Below are 22,971 nucleotides of genomic sequence, written 5' to 3' on the forward strand. Positions count from 1 at the left end.
GTGGAGCGGAGCACCCGGTGACTGACTCGACCATCATCTATACGCACACTGACGAGGCCCCGGCCCTGGCGACGTATTCCTTCCTGCCGGTGGTCCAGGCGTACGCCTCGCAGGCGGGTGTCGCCGTGGAGACGCGTGACATCTCGCTGGCCGGCCGCATCATCGCGGTGTTCCCGGAGTACCTGACCGAGGACCAGCGCATCCCGGACGCCCTGGCCGAGCTCGGTGAGCTCGCCAAGACGCCCGCCGCCAACATCATCAAGCTGCCGAACATCTCGGCGTCGATCCCGCAGCTCAAGGCCGCGATCGCCGAGCTCCAGGGCCAGGGCTACGCGCTGCCGAACTACCCGGACGACCCGAAGACCGACGAGGAGCGGGAGATCCAGGCCCGCTACGACAAGGTCAAGGGCTCCGCCGTGAACCCGGTCCTGCGTGAGGGCAACTCCGACCGCCGCGCCCCCGCCTCGGTCAAGAACTACGCCAAGACCCACCCGCACCGCATGGGCGCCTGGGCCTCCGAGTCCAAGACGAACGTGGCGACCATGGGCCAGAACGACTTCCGCTCCACCGAGAAGTCCGTCGTGATCTCCGAGGCGGGTTCGCTCCGGATCGAGCTGGTCGCCGAGGACGGCACCACCACCGTCCTGCGCGAGTCCGTACCGGTCCTCAAGGACGAGGTCGTCGACGCCTCCGTGATGCGGGTCGCAGCGCTGCGCGAGTTCCTGACCGCGCAGGTCGCCAGGGCCAAGGCCGAGGGCGTGCTGTTCTCCGTGCACCTCAAGGCGACGATGATGAAGGTCTCCGACCCGATCGTCTTCGGCCACGTCGTGCGCGCCTTCTTCCCGAAGACCTTCGAGAAGTACGGCCAGGCCCTCGCCGCCGCCGGTCTGTCCCCGAACGACGGTCTGGGCGGCATCCTCAAGGGCCTGGAGGCGCTGCCGAACGGCGCCGAGATCAAGGCGTCCTTCGACGCGGAGATCGCCGAGGGTCCGGAGCTGGCCATGGTCGACTCCGACAAGGGCATCACCAACCTGCACGTGCCGTCCGACGTCATCGTCGACGCCTCGATGCCGGCCATGATCCGCACCTCCGGCCACATGTGGGGCCCGGACGGCCAGGAGGCCGACACCCTCGCGGTGCTCCCGGACTCCTCGTACGCCGGTGTCTACCAGGCCGTGCTCGACGACTGCCGCGCCAACGGCGCCTACGACCCGTCGACGATGGGCTCGGTCCCGAACGTCGGCCTGATGGCGCAGAAGGCCGAGGAGTACGGCTCCCACGACAAGACCTTCGAGATCAAGGCCGCGGGTACGGTGCGCCTGGTCGACCAGGCCGGCAACGTGCTCATCGAGCAGCCGGTCGCCGAGGGCGACATCTTCCGCGCCTGCCAGACCAAGGACGCGCCGATCAAGGACTGGGTGAAGCTGGCCGTCACCCGCGCCCGCGCCACCGGCGACCCGGCCGTCTTCTGGCTGGACGAGACCCGCGCGCACGACGCCAACCTGATCGCCAAGGTCAACGCCTACCTGCCGGAGCACGACACCGAGGGCCTGGACATCCGCATCCTCGCCCCGGTCGAGGCCACCAAGCTGTCGGTGGAGCGCATCCGCCGCGGCGAGAACACGATCTCGGTGACGGGCAACGTCCTGCGCGACTACCTCACCGACCTGTTCCCGATCCTGGAGCTGGGCACCAGCGCCAAGATGCTGTCGGTCGTCCCGCTGATGGCGGGCGGCGGCCTGTTCGAGACGGGCGCCGGCGGTTCCGCGCCGAAGCACGTCCAGCAGCTGGTCAAGGAGAACTACCTGCGCTGGGACTCCCTCGGTGAGTTCTTCGCGCTCGTTCCCTCCCTGGAGCAGTACGCGACCGCCACCGGCAACACCCGCGCGAAGGTCCTCGCGGACACCCTCGACCGCGCCACGGCGACCTTCCTCAACGAGGACAAGTCCCCGACCCGTCGCGTCGGCGGCATCGACAACCGCGGCAGCCACTTCTTCCTGTCCCTGTACTGGGCGCAGGAGCTGGCCAAGCAGACCGACGACGTGGACCTGGCGAAGGCCTTCGCCCCGCTCGCCGAGACGCTCACCGCCAACGAGCAGAAGATCGTCGACGAGCTGAACGCCGTCCAGGGCAAGCCGGCCGAGATCGGCGGCTACTACCAGCCCGACCCGGCCAAGGCCGCCGCGGTCATGCGCCCGTCGGCCACCTGGAACGAGGCGCTCGCGTCCCTGAGCTGACGCGAGGGTCCCACGGGCCCGCTTCAGCGTCTCTGCCCCGGTCGGCACACTGCCCGGCCGGGGCAGAGCCGTGATGTCCGGCCTGTCCCGCACGAACGGCGTACCACGGCGGGAGTTCGGTGGCGTGGGCCGGTCTACTGGGCGGGGTAAGCCGAAGCAAAGGAGCAGGCCCATGGCTGTTGTGTTGTCCTTGCGCTGGCCCGGAGCGACGCCCGAGCAGTACGAAGCCGTCCGGGACGCGGTGCGCTGGGAGGAGCAGGTGCCGGAGGGTCTGAGCCTGCACGTGGCCTGGTTCGACGAGGGCGCGCTGCACGTCACCGACGTATGGGATGCGCAGGCGGACTTCGAGCGGTTCTTCGCCGAGCGGCTGACGCCGGCTGTCCAGGAAGCCGGCATGCCCGGTGAGCCGGAGGCGCGGTTCTCGCCGCTGCACCGGCGCTTCGTGGTACCCGGCGTCAGTGGCGGCGCCTGACACGTCTAGTCGGGAAGGACGAGCTCCAGGTCGAGCCATCGGGCCAGGTCCTCGATCTCCCGGCCGATCTCCGCGCTCATCGCCTGGGTGAATCGCTCGTCCTCGTGCACGGCATCGACCCGCAGCACCCCGGCCTTGCGGTCGGCGGTGGCGTCGAGCTTGCCCACCAGCCGGTCGCCGTACAGGATCGGCAAGGCGAAATAGCCCCAGCGGCGCTTGGCGGCCGGCTTGTACATCTCCAGCTGGTAGTCGAAGCCGAAGAGCTCGGTGGTGCGCCTGCGGTCGTGGATCAACCGGTCGAACGGCGACAGCAGGGCGGCGCGCCCGACGAACGGCTGCCCCAACCAGGCAGGATCGACACGCCACTTGCCCCGTACGCCCTCGACGACGGCCGGCTCACCGGCGTTCCCCACGTCCGCGGGCTCCACCTGGCACTCCGGGCCACGGGCGCGGGCGATGCCGAGGGCGCGCAGCCGTCTCTCGTCCCGTAGGCGCAGCGCCTCGTGCACGGGGACCGCGGGTGTGTCGGGGTAGACGCGCTCGGCCAGGTCCCACAGCCGGTCACCACCCGTCCGTCCCGCCACGGCGACCTCGCCGCGCTGCACCATGAGCTCCAGCAGCTTGGTGACATTGCGGTTGTTGCTCCACCCGCTGGACCGCCACGGCAGCGCGCAGGAGTCGGGCAGTTCGCGGGACGGCAGCGGCCCCGCGGCGCCGAGCCGGACGAGGATGTCCCGGCGGCAGGCCTCGTTGGCCGCCACCCACGCGCGGTGATACTCACGCCAGGAGGTCGGCGTCCCGCGCTCGGGCCACTCGGCCATCTCGGCGCGGTACAGCGCGAGATCCTCACCGGGCCGGATCATCGCCCGCAGCTCCAGCAGCGTCCGGTCGGCGAGGGCGGCGCTCAGCTCGGCCGATGCGTACCCGGAGGACCCGAGCCGACTCCACGCCACGAGGTCGGCGTTGGGCGCGACGGCGGCGGTCGGGTCGACCTGGAGCAGGGTCAGCTGTCGTACGACATCCAGCAGCCCGCTCGGCCGCCGAGCGCCGTCCAGGAGCTGTGCGCGTACGGCGATTCGACGGGCGTCGGCCCTGGAGAGCTCGTGGACGGTCATCCGCGTCACCAGTCCCGGGTGGCGATCAGTTCCTCCGCATCGGCGTCCGCGAAGCCGTAGGCGTTCGCCACGAACCAGAACTCCTCGGCTATCTCCTCCCGGGCCACGGTCTCGATGTCGAAGTCGTCGTCCTGAAGGTCGTTGAACTCGTCGGTGGCCGCCTGCGTCAGGACGTACAGCGCGGCAAGGTCGGCCGGCCGCTCCGCCTCGATGCGCTCGCACAGGCGCAGCAGGATCTCCTTGCCCCGGCCCACCGCGTGGTCGGGGTAGTAGCCGTCCCCGTGGAGCCCCTTGAGGAACGGGTGTGCGCTCACCTGCTGGTTGCTGATGTTCATGCTGTGATGGTGCACCACGCCACTGACAACGCCCCGGGAGCAGCCCTGATGACCTCTGCCGTACCGTCGTTCGAGCTGCTCCCCGGCGCCGCGCAGTCGCCGGTGATCCTCCATGTGCCGCACTCGGCACGGGAGATACCGCCCGGGGTGCGCGCGGGCATCGTGCTGGACGACTCCGCGTTGGAGCGGGAGCTGGACCACATCGTCGACGCGCACACCGCGCGGCTCGCGCAGGAGGCGGCCGCCGCGGCGGAGGTCACCCCGTGGCGGTTCGTGAACCGGCTGTCCCGGCTGGTCGTCGACCCGGAGCGGTTCCCGGACGAGCGGGAGGAGATGCTCGCCGTCGGAATGGGCGCCGTGTACACGCGAACCACGCATCGGGAGGCGCTGCGGCCCGACGATTTCGACCCCGCGCCGTTGATCTCCCGCTACTTCGAGCCGTACGCCCGGGCGATGACCGACGCCGTCGCGCAGCGGCTGACCGCCACGGGACGGGCCGTGATCATCGACGTGCACTCCTATCCCACCGCGCCGCTCCCGTACGAGCTGCACGGCGCGGGCCCGCGCCCGCCGGTCTGCCTGGGCACCGACTCCTTCCACACGCCGCCCGAGCTGCTCGCCGCGGCCCGGGAGGCGTTCGCCCCGTGCGGGGAGACGGGGCTGGACAGTCCGTTCAGCGGCACGTACGTCCCGCTGGAGTTCTACGGCCGCGATCCCCGTGTCAGTGCCCTGATGATCGAGCTCCGGCGGGACACGTACATGGCGGAGCCGGGCGGTCCGGCAGGTCCCGGACTCACCCGGCTCGCGCGGGCGCTGACGGCGCTGGTGGACGCCGCCGCACGCTGACCCGGTGGGTCAGGCCCGCAGCCACTCCGTGACCACGACCTCCCCGCCGGTGCGCAGCCGCAGGGCGAACGGCCCGTTCGGGGGTGCGGAGCTGGTGAAGCGGCCCATGTCGTCGGCCACGACCGGCGTGGCCGTCTGCGGGCCGCCGAGCACCTCGATCCGCGCCTGCTGCGGGGGCAGCACCTGCCCCATCAGCCCCTGCGCGGTCACCTCCACGTCGACGGTCACCTCGCCCGCGCGGAAGGTCAGCATCCGCGGGACGTCCGTCGCTCCCCTGACCGGAATGGCGTCCACCACCGAGTCGAACGTCAACTCGGCGATACGGGCGTCGAGGTCGTGCAGCGCGAACGCCTCCACGGCGATCTGCCGCAGCTGGGCCGGCACGGGGTCCAGGATGGCGGCGGCCTGCCGGAGCTCCTCCTCCAGCAGCTCGACGTCGAACCCGTCGTCGCCGAAGGGCTCGTCGCCCGTCACTTCGTCGTGCGTGTCGTCGTTCACAGCGCCCCCCGCGCGTCGAGTCGGGCCCGGAGTCGGCGCAGGCAGCGCTGGCGCAGCGGCCCGATGCTGCCCACGGCGATGCCCAGTGCGGCGGACACCTCCTGGTAGCTGGGCGGCGGCGAGGCCATCAGGACGCGCAGCAACTGGCGGCAGCGTTCGCCGAGTTCCTCGAACTCCTGCCACATCCAGCGGATGCGCTCGGTCTCGGCGGCCGCCTCCTCTGAGTCCAGGAGCGACTGTTCGGGCGTACGGTCCTCGCTGACCCGGTCGAGCAGCTGCGGATCGCTCGTCACCGTCAGCCGCCTTAAGCTCTTGAGCACCTTCAGGCACTCGTGCCGTGCGGTGCTGGCGAGCCATGACCCGGCCTTCTCGGGTTCACGGATGCGCCCGAGGTGCTGGGCGAAGCGGAACCAGACGGTCTGGTAGACCTCATGGGCGTCGGCGTCGTTGAGTCGGTGCGCGCGCACGACCGACCACACCAGTGGGCTCAGCCCTTCCACGAGCGCCTTCCAGGCCGCCGCGTCGCCGTCGACGGCGGACTGGACCAGCGCACCGACATCTGCTCGGTCCACAGCCCCACCCCTCGTGTACGGCAAGTCATCGTACGCCGCGGAGGGGATGGTTCCGACCCTCATGACCGAGGAGCCGGCTGCATGACGGGCACAGGGCGCCAGGTCGGGGGGCGAAGTGCCGGTACGTGCGCCCCCCGCACCTCCGCGTACCCGGAGTTCGCCGCGAGCATCTTGTACCGGGCGACACGCGGGTCGCTCTCCTGCTGTGCGGTCATGTGGGCGGCGATCATGCCGGCGACGAGGGGGGTGGCGAACGACGTGCCGCTCCAGTGCGCCAATCCCTCGAACATCACCTGGTCGGGCTTGGTGGCGCCGCCCTGCTCGCTCAACACACCGGTGTGGCGCGGGGACACGCAGGTGCAGGAGTAGCCGAAGCCGTAGCGGCAGGTGTCGTAGGTGGAGTGCTGGTAGACGTACGGCACGGGCGTGTCGAAGCCGGTCAGGACGCTGGTGAGCCGCTCGCCGGGCGCGTAGGCCTTCACCCAGGCGCCGTGGTTGCTGAAGCAGGCGCCGAACTCGCCGTCGCCGCGCAGTGCTCCGACCGACAGCACCGCGTCCTGGTAGTCGGACAGGTCGGCGTAGGCGGCGGGCCAGAACGGCGTGGCGCTGCCGTTGTTGCCGGCCGCGGCGACGAGCAGGGTGCGCTGTTCGCGCAGCTCCTGCATGAAGGCCTCGATGCCGAGCAGACCATCGGTGCGGCCGTTGGAGGTGCCGGCGGAGAGGCTGAGGATGTCGGGCCAGCCGCCCGCATCGACGGCCTCGAAGAGCTTCTCGCCGAACTCGGACTCCAGGATGGCGCCCGCGTCGTTGAGGGAGTTGCGGACCGTGATGGTCGTGTTGGGTGCGACGGCGGCGACGAGTCCGGCGATGAACGTGCCGTGGCCGACGTACTGCTGGAGGACGCCGTCGTCGTCGCACTCCTTGATCTGCGCGTCGCCGTCGGTGTGGGCGAGCAGCGGGGAGGAGCGGAAGTCGCGCATCAGGCCGGTGTCGATGACCAGAACGCCGACGGCGCTGTCCGCGTCGTGGGTGCCCTCCGCCACCGCGGGGTTGAGTCCCTCGGCCTGCGCGACGGGGGCGGGTTCGTCGCCGGGGCACGAGTTGACCGCGATCGACACCAGGTGGTTGCGGCTGACCAGCCGGCGTCCGGCGCGGCCCTCGGTCTCCCGCAGGGCACGCAGGGCGTGCGCGACGGGGCGGTCGCCGCCCCGGTCGCCCTCACCGGGGTCGCCGACCTGGATACGGGTGATGCCCGACCGGTTGGTCTGCGGGCTCGCGCGGCGCACGTTGTCCTGCACCAGTTCGGGCTCGGCGGTGAAGTGCGCGCGTACGGTGTCCTCGACGAGACGGGCGTCCTCACCGTCGCGGACGAGCACATAGCCCTTCTCGTAGATGAACTCGGCGGAGTCGTCCGGCCCCATCGCTAGGGGGACGTCGGGCATGGAGCGCTGGATCTGCTCGAACTGCTCGTGGAATCGCTGTGGTGCCATGGCGGGTCCTCCCCCTGAGGCGACGTTCGTCAGTCAGAGCCGTGCGGTCACTGATTGATACAGCGCCAAACCGGTGTGGCACGGTTCCGTGGCAACTACCATCCGTGGAGTGACAGCGGGAAGCGACTCGGTTCTCGAACTGCTGCCGATGGTGTTCGCCGCCCCGAACGACGCACTGGCGAGGGCGGAAGGGGTGCTCGACGCCGATCCGTCGCCGTTGCACGCCTCCGTCGCCCACCAGGTGATCGGCATCTGGCAGCGGGATTGGGGCGACATGCGCCTCGCCCTCCATCACCTGCGGCGTGCCCGGGATCTCGCGGCACGCGCGGAATCGGCCGACCGGGAGGCGGACGTCCTGGCGGCGCTCGGGGTCGCGTTGGTGCATGCGGGGCGCACGCAGCAGGGGTTGGCCGCGCTGGAGCGCGGGGTCGCGCGCGGGAGCGGACACACCCGCGCCCGGGTGCTGTTCCGCCGGGCCTACGCGCGCTGGGTCCTGGGCCACCACCGCGAGGCGCTGGAGGACGTGCGCAAGGCGATCCCCGTGCTGCGGCAGGCGGAGGACGTCATCTGGACGGCGCGCGCGCTGACGCTGCGGGCGACGGTGCATCTGGCGCTGGGCACGGTGGACCGCGCGGACGCCGACTTCACCGCGGCCGAGGCGCTGTGGGACACCACGGGCCAGGAGCACGACAAGGCCGACGCGGTGGAGAGCCGGGGGCTCGCCGCGTTCCGGTCGGGCGACATTCCGGCGGCGCTGCGGCTCCTCGACGAGGCCGAGGAGCGGTACGCCAAGCTGGGCACGCCGACCTTCATGCTCAACATCCGTCGCTGCGAGGTGCTGATGGCCGCGGGGCTCGCCCCGGAGGCGCTGGCCGAGGCCGACGCGGCGATCGCCGTGCTCGACGGCATCGGCGGCCAGTCCACCCGCAAGGCCGAGCTGCTGCTGGCCGCCGCGCGTGCCGCCCGGCTGGCCGGCGAGGCGCACACCGCGATCGCGCGCGCCGACATGGCCGTACGGCTCTTCGCCGGGCAGCGGCGCAGCTGGTGGGAGACGCATGCCCGGCTGGTGCTGATCGAGGCGCGGGTGGCCGCCGGGCGCAGTTCGGGGCGGCTGGTGGCCGACACGGCGGCGGTCGCCGAGCGGCTGGCCTTCTTCGGCGCGCCGGCCGCGCCGGAGGCCTCGCTGCTCGCGGGCCGGATCGCGCTCACCCTGGGCTGGCGGGCCGACGCCGAGCAGCATCTGGCCGTCGCCGCCCGCAGCCGGCGCAGCGGTCCGCCGCTGGCGCGGATGACGGGCTGGGCGGCGCAGGCGCTGCGGGCCCGGGCGGCGGGGTCCGGTCGGGGTGTCCTGGAGGCCTGTCGGCGTGGCCTGGACGTGCTGGACGCCCACCGGATGACGCTCGGCGCGTCGGAACTGCGGGCCCGCGCCACCGAGCAGGGCGCCGAACTCGCCGCACTGGCCCAGCAGGCCAGCCTCGACTCCGGCAGTCCGCGGCGGCTGCTGGTGTGGAGCGAGCGCTGGCGGGCCACCGCGCTGTCCACCCCGCCGACCCGGCCGCCGGCCGACCCGGAGCTGCAGGGCGCCCTGACCGCGTTCCGGGTGATCGCGGCCCGCGCGGAGGAAGCGCGTATGGACGCGCGGCCCGTTCCGGCGCTGGAGCGCGAACAGCGACGCCTGGAGCGGGAGATCCGGTCCCGGACGCTGCATCTGCGCGGCGACACGCCCGGCGACGGCTACCGCTTCGACCCGGGCCGACTGCTTCAGCGGCTGGGCGACGACGTCCTGCTGGCCGAACTCGCCGTGCTGGACGGGCGGGTTCAGGTGCTGCTGTGCGGGCAGGGGCGTGTGCGCCGGTTCGAGGCCGGGCTGCTGGCCGAGGCGGAGAGGGAGGCCGAGCACGTCCAGGCCGGGCTGCGGCGGCTGGCCCACCCTGGTGCGGAGGGGCGGCTGCCGGTGGTGGAGGCCGCGGGGCGGCGCCTGGAGGAGCTGCTGCTCGGTCCGGCCGCGGCCCATCTGGGCGACGGCCCCGTCGTGGTCGTACCGCCCGCCCGGCTGCACCGGGTGCCGTGGGCGCTGCTGCCGTCCCTGCGCGAACGCGTGCTCAGCGTGTCGCCGTCGGCCAGCAGTTGGCTGCGCGCACGAGAGACCGAGCCGCCGCCCGGCGGGCGTCAGGTGCTGGTGCGCGGGCCGGGACTGGCGACCGGCGGCGCGGAGGTACCGCACCTCGCTTGCCGGTACCGCGGTGCGGTCGTCCTGGAGCACGCCGACGCGCGCGTGCCCCGCGTGCTGGAGGAACTCGACGGGGCCGAGCTGGCCCACATCGCGGCCCACGGCACGTTCCGCGCGGACAGCCCCCTGTTCTCGTCGCTGCGCATGGCCGACGGGCCGATCGTCGTGCACGACTTCGAGCGCCTGGACCGCAGCCCGTACCGGATCATCCTCTCCTGCTGCGACACCGCCCGCTTCGCCTCCGTCGGCGCCGACGAACTGCTCGGCCTGGTCACCGCGCTGTTGCCGCTGGGCACGGCGGGCGTGGTGGCGGCGAGCGCGCCCGTCAACGACGCCGCGGTGGTGCCGCTGATGCTGGCGCTGCACAAGCGCCTGAGCGACGGCCTCTCCCTTGCGGAGGCACTGCGCGACGCCCGGGCGGCACTGCCGGGCGACGCGCTGCACCAGGCGACGGGGTGGGCGTTCTCGGCGTTCGGGGCGGCCTGACGTTTCTCATCGGGGCGACCCGCTGAACTCCCTTACGCCGGCTGCGCGTCCGGCAGCTCCACCAGCCACGGCAGTGCGCCGCGGTCGCTGGCGCCGAGGCGGGCGTAGGCGCTGTACAGGTGGTTGCCGACCGTGCGGACGGACAGGGTGAGCTTCTCGGCGATCTGCCGGTTGCTCAGTCCCGCGGCGGCCAGCGTGACGATCTGCCGTTGCCGGGCGGTCAGTTCGCCCAGGACCAGCCCGGACAACGCCGGGGTGCGGGCGCCCTGGCAGCGGCGGGCCAGGGCGACGGCACGCGTGCGTGCGGTGCGGGCGGCGCGCGGGTCGCGGTGGGCCCGTACGGCCTGGGCGTGCGCCTCGGCCGCGAAGAGCAGGAAGCCGCGCTCCTCCAGTTGTTCGGCCACCCGGTCGAGCGCGGCACCGTCCCCCTGGGCGAGCGCGTCGGCGTGCGCGGCGAAGACACCCGTCAGGCGGCCCGCGGCGAGCTCGGGGGTGCCTAGGCGGACGGCGTCGTAGGCGTCACCTGCAAGCGCCTCGACAGCCGTGTCGCGCTCGCCGGTCAGCGCCCCGACAGCCCCGTCCGCACCGCCGACGTACGCGGGGACAGCCCCGTCCGCATCGCTGATGCCGGCCGAGACAGCCCCCTCGGCGTCGCCGATGCCCGCCGAGACAGCCCCGCCGGCGTCGCCGCGGGCCGGCGTCGGCCGGGTGACCGCCCCACCCCCGTGGGGGCGGCCACCCAGGATCTCGTGCGCGGCCGTCGTGTCGCCCGACTGCGCTGTGGCGAGGGCGAGTTCAAGGCGGCAGGACGGATCGTCGCCGCCGTCCCGCAGCCCCTCCCGCGCCCACGCCGCCGCCTCCCGCAGCTCGCCGCGCAGCCGCGCGAACCGGGCGCGTACGGCCGCGTACCCGGCCGGCACCGGCGCGCCCTCCGCCACCAGCCACTCCCCCACGGGCGTGGGCATCTCCCGTACGTCCGCCCGCTCGATGCGGCGGGTCAGCGCGGCGCGCTCGGCGTCGACGGCGGGGCCGCACTGGTCCGGCGTACGGGACAGCCGCCTCGCCCGCAGCCTGCCGGCCGCGGCCCGCAGCACCGGGCCGTGCAGGGGGTGGGCGAGGCGGACGGCGCCCTGGTCGTCGACCTGGATCAGGGCGCCGGCCTCCAGGTGTTCGAGGGTGTGCAGATCGAGTCGGTCCTGCTCCAGGTCCAGCGGCAACGGCTCGGCGAAGGCGAGGCGTTCGAGGATGGCTCGCTCCTCGGGGCACGTGCGGTCGAGTACCGGTGCGGTGCGCTCGCGTACCGCCGTGGTGACCGGCATCTGACCGCGCCACGCCCACTCGTCCCGGTCCGGGACCCGGGTCAGCAGCCCGCGCTCGCGCACCGCGTCCACCAGGTCGCGCAGCAGCCGGAGGTCCCCCTGGCACAGATGGTGCAGCCGGTTCACGGTGAGCGGCTCCAGGGCCGCGCCCGCGGCTCCGCCCGCCAGCAGTTGGGCGGTCTCCTCCCGGGGCAGCGGCTCCAGGGTGAGGCGGGGCAGGAGTTCGCCGGTCCACAGACGGGAGACGGCGCCCGGGACCGGGGCGCCGTCGGTGGTGACGACCAGGAGACGGGTGCGTCCGTGCACGGCCAGCTGGTGGACGAGGGCGGCCGAGGCGTCGTCGAGCAGATGCGCGTCGTCCACGAGCAGCAGCCGTACCCCGGACAGGTGCTGGACGGCGCCGTGCAGGGATGCGGTCTCGGGTACGAGGTGCGCGAACGCGGCGAAGCGGATCCGGCGCGTCTCGGGGGTGCCGGCCACCCGGGCGCAGTCGGTGCCGCGGACGGCCTCGGTGACGAGCCGGGTCTTGCCGCAGCCCGCCGGTCCGGTGATCACGATGCCGTGCCGGCCGGCGGTCAAGGCTCCTCGGACCAGTTCGAGTTCGTCCTCCCGGCCGGTGAACGGCCAGGGCAGTTCCAGGGTCTTCGCGTCACGTTCCCAAGGCATCACGGCAATAAGAGCGCGGTGACTCACCCTTGATACAGGGGTACTTGAGTAGCCCCCGACTCAGGCGCCCGCGGCGGTACGACGGCACCCTGTTCGCATGACCGCACGCTACTGCTCCCTCGCGCAGCAGCCTGCCCCCGCTTTCGCACCGGGGCTGGCCGCCGAGCGGCTCAGTGCGCTCATCGGCGGACGCCGGATGTGGGTCAACGGCACCGTGCTGCACTACCACTTCTTCGACCGGGAATCCGACGGATCCGTGATCCCCGACCCGGAGACCGGCAAGGCCCGGCATGTGTCGTGGGTCGGCAGCAAGGAGCAGCGGGACGTCGTGCGCGAGTGCTTCCAGGAGTGGCAGGGCCTGGGCATCGGCCTGTCCTTCGTGGAGGTGGCCGACCGGTCGGAGGCCGAACTGCGCATCGGGTTCCAGCTCGGCGACGGCTCTTGGTCGACCGTGGGCAAGGACGCGCTCCAGGTCGGCCTGAACGAACGCACCATGAACTTCGGCTGGGACCTGACCGTGCCCGGGGAACGCGGAACGGCCCTGCACGAGATCGGGCACGCGCTCGGCCTGCTGCACGAGCACCAGAGCCCGTTCGCCGGGATCCACTGGGACGACGAGGCCGTGTACGCCGATCTGGCGGGCCCGCCGAACTTCTGGAGCCGGGACAAGACGTTCTTCAACATCCTGCGCAAGCTGGACCCGAACGAGGTCAACGGCTCCGCCTGGGACCCGCACTCGATCATGGAGTACCCCTTCTCGGCCGGGCTGATCCTGGAGCCGGAGCAGTTCCGCGGGGGCCTCAACCCGCCGGGTGTGCTGTCCAAGGCCGACAAGGAGTTCGTCCACCGCTGGTACCCGCCTGCCGAGACGCCGGGGCCGCGGGAGCTGGTGCCGTTCCGTTCGGTGCCGCTGCGGCTCGGGCCGGCCGAGCAGGCCGACTTCGTCGTGGAGCCGCCGGAGACCCGCGAGTACACCCTGGGCACCTTCGGCGACGGCGACACCGTCGTCGTGGTCTTCGAGGAGCGGGACGGCGAACCCCGCTACCTCGCCGCCCAGGACGACGGCGGCACCCCGCACAACGCCACGGTCAAGGCCCGACTCGTCAAGGGCCGCCGCTACTACGTCCGGGTGCGTCTGTACTCCAGCTGGGGGTCGGGGGAGACAGCGGTCATGTGCTGGTGACGGCACGGATCCGCGGACGCGCACGGACGCCTCGGTCCACTGTCCGGCGCCGGGGGAAGTGAGCGGGACGCCACCTTCGGGGGAGGGTGACGTCCCGCTCACGCCGTTCGCGGGGGCCGCCACGCCGGGCCCGGACCCGCCACGCCGTTCCCGGGCCCGGCGAAGGTCACGGCCGCCGACCCGGGCGATGCCCGACGGTCACGGCCGCCGGCCGGGCTGCCCGACAGTCCCACCCCTCTTGCCTCGCATGCAGTACCCACCTAACCTGACTTTGTGCCGCTAATAAACAAATCCCGAACGCACAACGCCGTGCCGGGCAACCGCAGCACCCTGACCCGCCTCCGCATCGCCCTCACCGCTTTCTTCGCCCTCGACGGCTTCCTCTTCGCCGGCTGGGTCGTCCGTATCCCCGCGATCAAGGAACAGACCGGCGCCTCCGCCAGCGCCCTCGGCCTCGCCCTCCTCGGCGTCTCCGCGGGCGCCGTCCTCACCATGACCCTGACCGGTCGGCTGTGCCGTCGCTACGGCACCCACCAGGTCACCGTCGTCTGCGCGGTCCTGCTCTCCCTCAGCGTCGCCCTGCCCCCGCTCACCCACTCCGTGCTCGCCCTCGGCTCGGTGCTCGTCGTCTTCGGCGCCGCCTACGGCAGCATCAACGTCGCCTTCAACAGCGCCGCCGTCGACCTGGTCGCCGCCCTGCGCCGGCCCGTGATGCCCAGCTTCCACGCGGCCTTCAGCCTGGGCGGCATGGTCGGCGCGGGGCTCGGCGGGCTGGTCGCGGGGGCGCTCTCCCCGACCCGGCACCTGCTCGGCCTCGCCGTGATCGGGCTGCTGGTGACGGCCGTGGCGGGCCGTACGCTGCTGCGCCACGAACCGCCGACGGCCGCGGGCCCCGTACAGCCCGAGAGCGGCACCCCGCGCCGCCCGGACACCAGGACCCGCGGGCTGGTGATCGTCTTCGGCCTGATCGCCCTGTGCACCGCCTACGGCGAGGGCGCCATGGCCGACTGGGGCGCCCTCCACCTCGAACAGGACCTGGACGCCTCCCCCGGCGTCGCCGCCGTCGGCTACTCCTGCTTCGCGCTGGCCATGACGATCGGCCGCCTCAGCGGCACGGCCCTCCTCGAACGGCTCGGCCACGGCCGTACCGTCGTCGCGGGCGGCGCCACCGCGGCGGCCGGCATGCTGCTCGGCTCGCTCGCGCCCTCCCTGTGGGCGGCGTTGCTCGGCTTCGCGATCACGGGGCTCGGTCTCGCCAACCTCTTCCCCGTGGCCGTCGAACGCGCGGGCACCCTCGCCGGCCCGAACGGCGTCGCCACCGCCTCCACCCTCGGCTACGGCGGAATGCTCCTCGGACCGCCCGCCATCGGTTTCATGGCCGACTGGTTCTCCCTGCCCGTGGCCCTCACCAGCGTCGCGGTGCTGGCGGCGATCGCCACGCTGATCGCCATCGCGACCCGCCGCGCGTCGCCGAACTGACCGAAGGGGTCGACGCCACCGCGTCCGGTGAGCACGACGGGTGTCACCCGGCAGGGTCAGCAGCCGGTCCGGGCTCGACTCGACGACGGTCGGGAATCGGCGCCGAGGTGGCGTGCGGCCGCCGTGAAGGCCTGCTCGGTGGCTGTACGACCGTCCCGTCACCCCCGGCCCGCCCGCGAGCAGCGTGAGGACCTGGCCGTCGGTCGGTTCGGCGTCCGGCGCCCGGTCCGGAGGGACCTGCGGCCGTTGCCCGCCCCACCCCGGCTGCGCATCATGACCGGATGGCCCGACTCCACGACATCGTCATCGACTGTGCCCGTCCGGCCGCCACGGCCCGTTTCTGGGCCGCCGCCCTCGACGACCACGCCGTCGCCCCCTACGACGGCGCCGAGCTCGCCCGGCTGCGCGCGCAGGGGATCGACGACCCCGAGGACGACCCGACCGTCCTCGTCGAGCCCCGGGTCCGAGGGCCTCGCCTGTGGTGTCAGCTCGTTCCCGAACCCAAGCGCGGGAAGAACCGCCTGCACCTGGACCTGACCTCCCCCGCCCCGGAGACCGAGCTCGACCGCCTCACCACCCTCGGCGCGACCGTCCTGGCCCGGCACGACGACCACTGGTTCCTGGCCGACCCCGAAGGAAACGAGTTCTGCCTGTTCCCCGCCCCGTCCTGAGGGCTGAGAGCTGAGCACTGAGCGCCCCTCACGGGGGCCGTCGCCGACCGGACGAGTCGGCCAGATGGCCTGCCCACCCGCCATCAGCGCTCAAGGCCGCCCTTGTGCAGGGCCGCACTCGCCCGGAAGCCGATGCGCCCGCAGCGACCGGGCGAGGAACCGGCGCCGTCGAATCCGCGCAGCGGGCTTGACTCGGTCATCAAGACTCCGCCGACGCACAACGGAAAGGCACCTCCCTTCGACCGCACTCCATCCGGCACACTCACCCGCATGGAGACCGCTGACTTCGTCCGAACCCTGGACCGCGAAGGACTGCTGCTGGCCGCTGCCGCCGAGGAGGCCGGAGTCGACGCCAAGGTGCCGACCTGCCCGGACTGGCAGGTGCGGGACCTGCTGCGGCACACAGGGGCGGTGCATCGGTGGGCCGCTTCGTTCGTCGCGCAGGCGCACACCTCGCCCCGACCCCTGGGCAGTGGCCCCGACCTCGACGGTCCCGAGCTCCTGGCCTGGTACCGGGACAGCCACCGGCACCTGGTCGACACCCTCGGCGGAGCCTCACCCGACGTGGAGTGCTGGACCTTCCACCCCGCGCCCAACCCGTCACCCCTGGCCTTCTGGGCCCGACGGCAGGCCCATGAGACGACCGTCCACCGCTTCGACGCGGAGTCGGCGCGCGGCGGCACGCCGACCGGCATCGCTGCGGAGTTCGCGGTGGACGGGATCGACGAGCTGCTGCGCGGCTTCCACGCCCGCCCCAGGAGCAGGGTCCGCACGGAGGAGCCGCGCCTGCTACGGGTGCGGGCCACGGACGCGGGTGCGGATGCGGATGCGGTGTGGGCCGTACGGCTGTCGGCGGAGCCGCCCGTGACCACGCGGGAGGAATCGGACGGGGACGCGGACGCCGAACTGGCCGGTCCCGCCGCGCAGCTGTACCTGGCGCTGTGGAACCGGCTGCCGGTGCCCGACGTGACGGGTGATGCCTCGCTCGCCGCACTGTGGCGGGAGAAGTCGGCGATCGGCTGACGCCGGTGACGGGCGGTCAGCCGGCCGGGCCGCCCGCCAGCATCCGGGTCAACACCGCACGCTGCACCGGCAGCACATCACCGTGCAGTGAGCGCCCCTTCGCCGTGAGCGCCACCTTCACACCCCGCCGGTCCTCCGCGCACATCCCGCGCTCGACCAGCCCGTCCTTCTCCAGCCGCGCGATCAGCCGCGACAGCGCGCTCTGGCTCAGGTGAACGCGCTCGGAGATCTCCTGGACGCGGTAGGAGCAGGCACCGACCGCCAGTACGTCAAGGACCTCGAAGTCGCTGGCGCACAGCCCGTGTTGATGGAGTGCACGGTCGAGCTCGCACTGCGTGCGCGCATGCAGCGCCAGAATGTCCCGCCACTGGTCCACGAGCGCCTGTTCGGCCTTCTTCGCCGCCATGGGCGCACCGTAGCAGAGATCCGCTTTCATTGCATCAGCATTAAATGCATTTGCATTCGATGCATGCGCATGTACTGTCGTCGCCATGACCTCTCCGCTCACCCACCCCACGTCCGCGGGCCGTTGGACGCCCCGCCTGTGGGGCACCCTCCTGGTGCTGTGCGCCGCGATGTTCCTGGACGCGCTGGACGTGTCGATGGTCGGTGTCGCCCTGCCGTCCATCGGCGCCGACCTGGGCCTGTCCACCTCGACCCTGCAATGGATCGTCAGCGGCTACATCCTGGGCTACGGCGGCCTTCTCCTCCTCGGCGGACGGACCGCCGACCTGCTGGGCCGCCGCCAGGTGTTCCTGGTGGCCCTCGCCGTCTTCGCGCTCGCCTCCCTGCTCGGCGGGCTCGTCGACTCGGGTCCGCTGCTGATCGCCAGCCGCTTCGTCAAGGGCCTGGCCGCAGCCTTCACCGCGCCCGCCGGCCTGTCCATCATCACCACGACCTTCGCCGAGGGCCCGGTCCGCAACCGCGCGCTGGCGATCTACACCACCTGCGGCGCCACCGGCTACTCGATGGGGCTCGTCTTCTCGGGCCTGCTCACCGAGGCCAGTTGGCGCCTGACCATGCTGCTGCCCGCGCCCGTCGCCCTGATCGCGCTGTTCGCGGGGCTGAAGCTGCTGCCGCGCAGCGAGCGGGAGAAGAGCACCGGCGGCTACGACGTCCCGGGCGCCGTCCTCGGCACCGCCTCGATGCTGCTGCTCGTCTTCACCGTCGTCGAGGCGCCGGAGGCGGGCTGGGGCTCCCTCCGCACCGTCCTGTCCTTCATCGCCGTCACCCTCCTGCTGACCGCCTTCGTCGCCGTGGAGCGGCGCAGCCCGAGCCCGCTGATCCGGCTGGGGGTGCTGCGTTCGGGTCCTCAAGTACGGGCTCAGCTGGGCGCGTTGACGTTCGTCGGCAGCTACATCGGCTTCCAGTTCCTGGTCACGCTGTACATGCAGCAGCTGCTCGGCTGGTCGGCGCTGCACACCGCGCTGGCCTTCCTGCCGGCGGGCGCGCTCGTCGCGCTGTCGGCGACGAAGGTCGGGGCGATCATCGACCGGTTCGGTACGGCCCGGCTGATCGCGATCGGGTTCGCCCTGATGGTCGCCGGCTACGTCCTGTTCCTGCGCATCGACCTCGACCCGGTCTACGCGGCGGTGATCCTGCCCACCATGCTGCTGGTCGGCTCGGCCTTCGCGCTCACCTTCCCCTCGCTCAACGTCCAGGCCACGAACGGCGTCGACGAGCACGAGCAGGGCATGGTCTCCGGACTGCTCAACACCTCGGTCCAGGTCGGCGGCGCGCTCTTCCTGGCCGTCGTGACGGCGGTCCTGACGGCGAACGCGCCGGAGGAGCCGGGGGCGTCCCCGCAGGCCGTCCTCGACAGCTACCTGCCCGCCCTGGTGGTGATCACGGTGATCGCGGTCGCGGGTCTGCTGATCTCCCTCACCGGGCTGCGCACCCGCCGTACCCAGCAGACCGTCGTGGTCGCCAAGTCCACATCCCAGGAGGCGGAACGCGTCGTCGTACGCGACTAGGGGGCCGCCTCCGACACCGTGCGCCCGGCGGAGCCCGCTTGCTCCGCCGGGCGCACATACGCCCTGTGCCGTGGGGCGTTGGCTGCGATCGCAGCCGCCGTGCTCTTCGTCGCCCGCGTCGTCAGCGTGCTGGTCCGCTTCGGGCGGCCACGGGCCGACGGGGGCGGGGCGGCTCAGCCCAGCCAGCCCGGCCGTACCAGCCCCGACTCGTAGGCCAGGACGACGAGTTGGGCCCGGTCGCGGGCGCCGAGCTTCACCATCGTGCGGCTGACGTGGGTCTTCGCGGTGAGGGGGCTGACCACCAGGCGGCGGGCGATCTCCTCGTTGGACAGACCGATGCCGACCAGCGCCATCACCTCCCGCTCGCGCTCGGTGAGTTCGGTGAGGGCACCGGCGGCCGCGGGCTCCTTGGAGCGGGCGGCGAACTCGGCGATCAGGCGCCGCGTCACTCCCGGCGAGAGCAGCGCGTCCCCGTCCACGACCGCCCGTACGGCGCGCAGGAGTTCCTCCGGCTCGGTGTCCTTGACCAGGAAGCCGGAGGCGCCCGAGCGGATGGCCTCGAAGACGTACTCGTCGAGTTCGAAGGTGGTCAGCATGACCACCTTGACGCCGTCCAGGGTGCCGTCCTCGGTGATCCGGCGGGTCGCGGCCAGGCCGTCCAGGACCGGCATGCGGATGTCCATCAGGACGACGTCGGGCCGCAGTTCGCCAACCTTGCGCAGCGCCTCCTCCCCGTCGGACGCCTCTCCCGCCACCTCGATGTCGGGCTGCGCGTCGAGCAGCGCCCGGAAGCCGGCCCGCACCAGTGACTGGTCGTCGGCGAGCAGTACCCGGATCACCGGTCCTCCTTGGTCTCGGCAGAAGCCTTCAACGGCAGTACGGCGAGCACCCGGAACCCGCCGTCGGCACGCGGTCCCGCCTCGATCGTGCCACCCAGTGCGGCCGCCCGCTCCCGCATTCCGGCGAGTCCGTTGCCGCTGCCGCCCGCGTCGGCGCCGGTCGCCGGACCGTCGTCGTCGATACGCAACCGTAGCGTCGCTCCGTCGTCGTGATCGAGGTGCACGCGCGCGTGCCGCGAGCCCGAGTGGCGTACGACGTTGGTGAGGGCCTCCTGGACGATCCGGAACGCGGCGAGGTCGGTGCCGGGCGGCAGGCGGGGCGGCTCGCCCTCTACCTCGACGGTGAGGCCCGCGCTCGCCGCCTGCTCCACCAGTTCGGGCAGCCGGTCCAGGCCGGGTGCCGGGGCGCGCGGCGCGTCGCCGGGGGTGCGCAGTGTGTCGAGGACCTGGCGGACCTCGCCGAGCGCCTCCTTGCTCTGGGCCTTGATGGTGGTGAGCGCCGTGCGCGCCTGCTCGGGGTCGGTGTCGAGGAGCGCGAGGCCGACGCCCGCCTGCACATTGATCACGCTGATGCTGTGCGCGAGGACGTCGTGCAGCTCGCGGGCGATCCGCAGCCGCTCCTCGTCGGCCCGGCGTCGCGCCGCCTGCGCCCGCTCGGCCCGCTCCCGCGCCCACTGCTCGCGCCGGGTCCTGGCCAGCTCCGACACCGCCAGAATGGCCGCGACCCAAGCGGCGATCACGCCCTCCTGCCCCCAGGGGGCGGCCGAGTCGCCGGACGGCGGCAGCCACTCGTACAGCCAGTGGGCCACCAACGCGTGCCCGGCCCAGAACACCGTGATCGCCGACCAGGCGGCCCTGCGGTGTCCCATGACGATCGCGTTGAAGCAGGCCACGGCGACGGCCAGGAAGACCGGCCCGTACGGGTACCCGGCGCCCAGGTACACAGTGGCGGCCACCGCCGTGCCGAACACGACGGCCACCGGATACCGCTTGCGCCACAGCAGCAGTCCCGCCGCCACGACCAGCAGCACGCGCGCGAAGGCGTCGAGGGCCTCCCGGTCGTCCAGTTGCCCCCGAGCCGCGAAGTTCGAGCCGGCCAGCACGAAGACGGTGATCAGCACGGTGGAGCGCCAGGGCCAGCGGGAAGAAGCGCGCTCGTCGCCGTCTTCCTCCCGGTTCCACCACGGCGGCCCGTGCCGCCACCACATCGGCGGACCGCCGCCCCCGCGTCCCTGCTGCTCGTCCATGTCCGCCACGCTAGACGCGACGGCCGCCGGGCGGCGTCACCCGCGCGTGGTGATCACACGTACTCCCCGCGAAGTACGTCCGCGGCCTCGGGCTCCCTGATCCGCAAGCGCCGCAGCCGCCGTGGCACCCACCAGTTCGCCCGCCCGGCGAGCCGCATCGTCACCGGCAGCAGGACGACCCGGATGAGGGTCGCGTCGACCAGGATCGTCAGGGCGGTGCCGACTCCGAGTTCCTTGAGGAAGACGACGCCGGAGGTGGCGTACGACAGGAAGGACAGGGCGAGGATCCCGGCCGCCGCGGTGATCAGCGGCGCGCTGCGCCGGATGCCCTCGCCGACCGCCCGCTCGGTGTCCCCCGTGCGCTCGTACTCCTCCTTGATGCGGGCCAGCAGGAAGACCTCGTAGTCCATGGACAGCCCGTACGCCACGCAGAACATCAGCACCGGGATGCTCGGCTCGATCGAGCCCGTCGGCGTGAAGCCGAGCAGCCCGGACAGATGACCGTCCTGGAAGACCCACACCAGGCAGCCGAACATCACCGAGAGGCTGAGCAGGTTCAGCGCGGTCGCCTTCACGGGCAACAGCACACTGCCGGTCATCAGGAAGAGGATCACGTACGTCGCCACCAGCACGAATCCGACGGCGAGCGGGAGCCGGTCGAGCAGCGTGGCGCGGAAGTCGGTGGTCTCGCCCGGGTAGCCGCCGACGAGGGCGGGTGCGGGTGCGGGCGTGTCCCGGATGCGTTCGGCGAAGGCGGGGACGTCGCCGTACATGGCCTGCTGCGTGGGTACGACGGCCAGCCGGACGCGTCCGTCCGGCGCGGTGAGCCGGTCCTGGCCGGGGGCGCCGACGCGGCTGCCGTCCCGGTAGGCGCCGCTCGGCGAGTCGACCTGGAAGACGCCCGGGAGCCGGGAGAGTTCGGCGGCGTACGCACGCGTGTCGGACGGCTTGGTGAGCACCACCTGGACGGTGTCCGTGGGTTCGGCGGCGAAGTCACGGTGCACGGTCTCGGAGGTGGTGCGCGAGGAGGTGCCCTCGGGGAGCGTGCGCTCGTCGGGGAGGCCGAAGCGCAGGCCGAGGACGGGTGAGGCGGCCAGGAGGAGGACGGCCAGGACGGCGGAGCCCGCGATCAGCGGGCGGCGCATGGCGGCGAGGGCCGTGCGGTGCCAGAACCCGGAGGCGGGTGCGGTGGGGCGCTCGACGCGGTGGCCCCAGCGGGCGAGGGCCGCCGGGAGCACCAGGACGGCACCGGCGACCGCGGTGAGCACGACGAGGACCCCGGCGTACGCGAACGAGCTCAGGAAGAAGAACGGGAACACCAGCAGCGCACAGAGCGAGACCGCGACGGTGACGCCGCTGAAGACGACCGTGCCTCCGGCCGCCGCGGTGGCCCGCACCACGGCCTGCTGCTGCGCATGCCCGGCGGTCCGTTCCTCGCGATAGCGGTTGATCATGAAGAGGCCGTAGTCGACGCCCAGTCCGAAACCGAGGACGAGCGCGAGGTTCGCGGCGAACGTGGACACCTCGGTGAACCGCGCGAGCAGCCGCAGCCCGGCGAGCGTGCCGAGGACCGAGAACAGGCCGACGGAGACGGTCAGCAAAGCGGCCACGGTCCGCCGGAAGACGAGGATCAGCAGGAGCAGCACAGCGGGCAGCACGAACGCCTCCGCGCGCAGGAAGTCGGCGCGGGCCTCCTCGCCGACCTGCCGCGAGATCTCCTCCTGGCCGCCCACCTGGACATCGAGGTCGGCGGTGGTGCGGGTCAACCGCGGGGACAGCTCGGCGAGGTGCTCGCGCGTCTCGGTGGCCGTGCCTTCGAGACGGGCGAGGATCAGGGCACGCCGGCCGTCCGCCGCGCGCAGGGCGGGGCTGTCGGCGTCCCAGTAGGAGGTGACGTCGGTGACGAGCGGCACCTCACCTACCTCCACGGCGAGTTCACGTCCGGCGCGCTCGGTGCGCGGGCTGTCCACGTCGCCGTCGCGGGCGGTGACGAGCAGGGCGAGATTGGGGTTGCCGGTGCCGAAGTCGTCGCGCAGCACGTCGCCGGCGCGCACCGACTCCGTGCCGGGCGAGCTCCAGCGCGCGAGGGCGAGGTCGCCCTGGGCGCCCGCGCCGTACGCGCCGAGGCCGAGGAGGACGAGCAGGGCACCGACCAGCACGGCACGGCTGCGGTGCACGGCCAGACGGCCGAGCCGGGTGAGCATGGGGCGGCCTTTCTCCGGGAGTTGAGGACTCACACAGTCACCCGGCCCGCTGGAACGGCCGCTGGAAGATCCACTGGAACGCGGGC

The 22,971-nt window shown here is 72.8% G+C and carries 20 protein-coding genes; 10 read left to right on the plus strand and 10 right to left on the minus strand.

Features of this window, described 5'->3' with window-relative positions:
- Positions 1 to 17: 17 nt before the first annotated feature.
- Entirely contained in the window at positions 18 to 2,237 is a 2,220-nt protein-coding gene (locus ABD932_RS39195) for an NADP-dependent isocitrate dehydrogenase (protein WP_345020639.1), read from the plus strand.
- 172 nt (positions 2,238 to 2,409) lie between these two features.
- Positions 2,410 to 2,709 (plus strand): hypothetical protein, encoded by a 300-nt coding sequence (locus ABD932_RS39200; protein WP_345020641.1) that lies wholly within the window; start codon positions 2,410 to 2,412, stop codon positions 2,707 to 2,709.
- Between the two features lie 5 nt (positions 2,710 to 2,714).
- Here the strand turns inward: ABD932_RS39200 and ABD932_RS39205 are convergent, their stop codons facing one another.
- Together ABD932_RS39205 and ABD932_RS39210 are read right to left on the minus strand one after the other, a co-directional pair.
- Positions 2,715 to 3,824 carry a DNA glycosylase AlkZ-like family protein gene (locus ABD932_RS39205; RefSeq protein ID WP_345020643.1) on the minus strand — a complete coding sequence of 370 codons (1,110 nt, stop codon included), beginning with the start codon at positions 3,822 to 3,824 and terminating at the stop codon, positions 2,715 to 2,717.
- A 5-nt stretch (positions 3,825 to 3,829) separates the two neighbouring features.
- Positions 3,830 to 4,159 (minus strand): DUF5713 family protein, encoded by a 330-nt coding sequence (locus ABD932_RS39210; protein WP_345020644.1) that lies wholly within the window; start codon positions 4,157 to 4,159, stop codon positions 3,830 to 3,832.
- Between the two features lie 48 nt (positions 4,160 to 4,207).
- Here ABD932_RS39210 and ABD932_RS39215 point away from each other — a divergent pair, with 48 nt between their 5' ends.
- Complete coding sequence (locus ABD932_RS39215; protein WP_345020647.1) at positions 4,208 to 5,005, plus strand: N-formylglutamate amidohydrolase; 798 nt, start codon at positions 4,208 to 4,210, stop codon at positions 5,003 to 5,005.
- Between the two features lie 9 nt (positions 5,006 to 5,014).
- Here the strand turns inward: ABD932_RS39215 and ABD932_RS39220 are convergent, their stop codons facing one another.
- From ABD932_RS39220 to ABD932_RS39230, 3 genes are read right to left on the minus strand one after another with little or no spacing between them, the layout of a single operon-like run.
- The gene (locus tag ABD932_RS39220; RefSeq protein WP_175647315.1) at positions 5,015 to 5,503 is read right to left on the minus strand and encodes a hypothetical protein; all 489 of its coding nucleotides are present in this window, start codon (positions 5,501 to 5,503) and stop codon (positions 5,015 to 5,017) included.
- Positions 5,500 to 6,075, minus strand: coding sequence for an RNA polymerase sigma factor (locus ABD932_RS39225; protein WP_126389027.1), 576 nt, complete (start codon positions 6,073 to 6,075; stop codon positions 5,500 to 5,502). Before ABD932_RS39225 ends, ABD932_RS39220 begins: the two co-directional genes overlap by 4 nt.
- 59 nt (positions 6,076 to 6,134) lie before the next feature.
- Positions 6,135 to 7,565, minus strand: a complete 1,431-nt coding sequence (locus tag ABD932_RS39230) for a S8/S53 family peptidase (RefSeq protein ID WP_345020650.1) — start codon at positions 7,563 to 7,565, stop codon at positions 6,135 to 6,137.
- Between the two features lie 148 nt (positions 7,566 to 7,713).
- Here ABD932_RS39230 and ABD932_RS39235 point away from each other — a divergent pair, with 148 nt between their 5' ends.
- Positions 7,714 to 10,281, plus strand: a complete 2,568-nt coding sequence (locus ABD932_RS39235) for a CHAT domain-containing protein (protein WP_345020950.1) — start codon at positions 7,714 to 7,716, stop codon at positions 10,279 to 10,281.
- Positions 10,282 to 10,313: 32 nt separating this feature from the next.
- Here the strand turns inward: ABD932_RS39235 and ABD932_RS39240 are convergent, their stop codons facing one another.
- Positions 10,314 to 12,266, minus strand: coding sequence for a LuxR family transcriptional regulator AbsR2 (locus ABD932_RS39240; protein WP_345020652.1), 1,953 nt, complete (start codon positions 12,264 to 12,266; stop codon positions 10,314 to 10,316).
- 97 nt (positions 12,267 to 12,363) lie between these two features.
- On the opposite strand from ABD932_RS39240, the gene absR1 reads away from it, so the two are divergent.
- From absR1 to ABD932_RS39260, 4 genes are all read left to right on the plus strand, one after another.
- Entirely contained in the window at positions 12,364 to 13,449 is a 1,086-nt protein-coding gene (gene absR1, locus ABD932_RS39245) for a beta-glucuronidase AbsR1 (protein WP_345020654.1), read from the plus strand.
- 309 nt (positions 13,450 to 13,758) lie between these two features.
- Positions 13,759 to 14,928 carry an MFS transporter gene (locus tag ABD932_RS39250; protein ID WP_345020656.1) on the plus strand — a complete coding sequence of 390 codons (1,170 nt, stop codon included), beginning with the start codon at positions 13,759 to 13,761 and terminating at the stop codon, positions 14,926 to 14,928.
- 281 nt (positions 14,929 to 15,209) lie between these two features.
- Positions 15,210 to 15,599, plus strand: a complete 390-nt coding sequence (locus ABD932_RS39255) for a VOC family protein (RefSeq protein ID WP_345020658.1) — start codon at positions 15,210 to 15,212, stop codon at positions 15,597 to 15,599.
- Between the two features lie 270 nt (positions 15,600 to 15,869).
- A complete protein-coding gene (locus ABD932_RS39260) occupies positions 15,870 to 16,622 on the plus strand; it encodes a maleylpyruvate isomerase family mycothiol-dependent enzyme (protein ID WP_345020660.1) in 753 nt (250 codons plus the stop codon).
- A 16-nt stretch (positions 16,623 to 16,638) separates the two neighbouring features.
- On the opposite strand, the gene ABD932_RS39265 is transcribed toward ABD932_RS39260, so the two are convergent.
- Entirely contained in the window at positions 16,639 to 17,028 is a 390-nt protein-coding gene (locus ABD932_RS39265; RefSeq protein WP_250081431.1) for a MarR family winged helix-turn-helix transcriptional regulator, read from the minus strand.
- 85 nt (positions 17,029 to 17,113) lie between these two features.
- On the opposite strand from ABD932_RS39265, the gene ABD932_RS39270 reads away from it, so the two are divergent.
- On the plus strand, positions 17,114 to 18,595 hold the full coding sequence (locus ABD932_RS39270) for an MFS transporter (protein WP_345020661.1): 1,482 nt from the start codon (positions 17,114 to 17,116) through the stop codon (positions 18,593 to 18,595).
- An 18-nt stretch (positions 18,596 to 18,613) separates the two neighbouring features.
- Complete coding sequence (locus ABD932_RS44155; protein ID WP_425587582.1) at positions 18,614 to 18,808, plus strand: DUF6332 family protein; 195 nt, start codon at positions 18,614 to 18,616, stop codon at positions 18,806 to 18,808.
- Here the strand turns inward: ABD932_RS44155 and ABD932_RS39280 are convergent.
- Genes ABD932_RS39280 through ABD932_RS39290 form a run of 3 tightly spaced genes read right to left on the minus strand, consistent with a single transcriptional unit; the run spans position 18,769 to position 22,885 of the window.
- Positions 18,769 to 19,434, minus strand: a complete 666-nt coding sequence (locus ABD932_RS39280) for a response regulator (protein WP_345020662.1) — start codon at positions 19,432 to 19,434, stop codon at positions 18,769 to 18,771. The two genes, ABD932_RS44155 and ABD932_RS39280, sit on opposite strands and share 40 nt — an antisense overlap.
- Entirely contained in the window at positions 19,431 to 20,681 is a 1,251-nt protein-coding gene (locus ABD932_RS39285; RefSeq protein WP_345020663.1) for a sensor histidine kinase, read from the minus strand. The genes ABD932_RS39280 and ABD932_RS39285 overlap by 4 nt, the downstream gene beginning before the upstream one ends.
- A gap of 53 nt (positions 20,682 to 20,734) precedes the next feature.
- A complete protein-coding gene (locus ABD932_RS39290) occupies positions 20,735 to 22,885 on the minus strand; it encodes an MMPL family transporter (protein ID WP_345020664.1) in 2,151 nt (716 codons plus the stop codon).
- Positions 22,886 to 22,971: the final 86 nt, after the last annotated feature.

It is taken from the genome of Streptomyces shaanxiensis (assembly GCF_039537145.1).
Classification (GTDB): domain Bacteria; phylum Actinomycetota; class Actinomycetes; order Streptomycetales; family Streptomycetaceae; genus Streptomyces; species Streptomyces shaanxiensis.

Bases quoted from the DNA above. Each gene is read 5' to 3' on its own strand.
- ABD932_RS39210 (WP_345020644.1), bottom strand. From the start codon at position 4,159: ATGAACATCAGCAACCAGCAGGTGAGCGCACACCCGTTCCTCAAGGGG.
- ABD932_RS39260 (WP_345020660.1), top strand. From the start codon at position 15,870: ATGGAGACCGCTGACTTCGTCCGAACCCTGGACCGCGAAGGACTGCTG.
- ABD932_RS39205 (WP_345020643.1), bottom strand. From the start codon at position 3,824: ATGACCGTCCACGAGCTCTCCAGGGCCGACGCCCGTCGAATCGCCGTA.
- ABD932_RS39290 (WP_345020664.1), bottom strand. From the start codon at position 22,885: ATGCTCACCCGGCTCGGCCGTCTGGCCGTGCACCGCAGCCGTGCCGTG.
- ABD932_RS39285 (WP_345020663.1), bottom strand. From the start codon at position 20,681: ATGGACGAGCAGCAGGGACGCGGGGGCGGCGGTCCGCCGATGTGGTGG.
- ABD932_RS39235 (WP_345020950.1), top strand. From the start codon at position 7,714: ATGGTGTTCGCCGCCCCGAACGACGCACTGGCGAGGGCGGAAGGGGTG.
- ABD932_RS39270 (WP_345020661.1), top strand. From the start codon at position 17,114: ATGACCTCTCCGCTCACCCACCCCACGTCCGCGGGCCGTTGGACGCCC.
- ABD932_RS39200 (WP_345020641.1), top strand. From the start codon at position 2,410: ATGGCTGTTGTGTTGTCCTTGCGCTGGCCCGGAGCGACGCCCGAGCAG.
- ABD932_RS39230 (WP_345020650.1), bottom strand. From the start codon at position 7,565: ATGGCACCACAGCGATTCCACGAGCAGTTCGAGCAGATCCAGCGCTCC.
- ABD932_RS39215 (WP_345020647.1), top strand. From the start codon at position 4,208: ATGACCTCTGCCGTACCGTCGTTCGAGCTGCTCCCCGGCGCCGCGCAG.
- absR1 (WP_345020654.1), top strand. From the start codon at position 12,364: ATGACCGCACGCTACTGCTCCCTCGCGCAGCAGCCTGCCCCCGCTTTC.
- ABD932_RS39265 (WP_250081431.1), bottom strand. From the start codon at position 17,028: ATGGCGGCGAAGAAGGCCGAACAGGCGCTCGTGGACCAGTGGCGGGAC.
- ABD932_RS39255 (WP_345020658.1), top strand. From the start codon at position 15,210: ATGGCCCGACTCCACGACATCGTCATCGACTGTGCCCGTCCGGCCGCC.
- ABD932_RS39240 (WP_345020652.1), bottom strand. From the start codon at position 12,266: ATGCCTTGGGAACGTGACGCGAAGACCCTGGAACTGCCCTGGCCGTTC.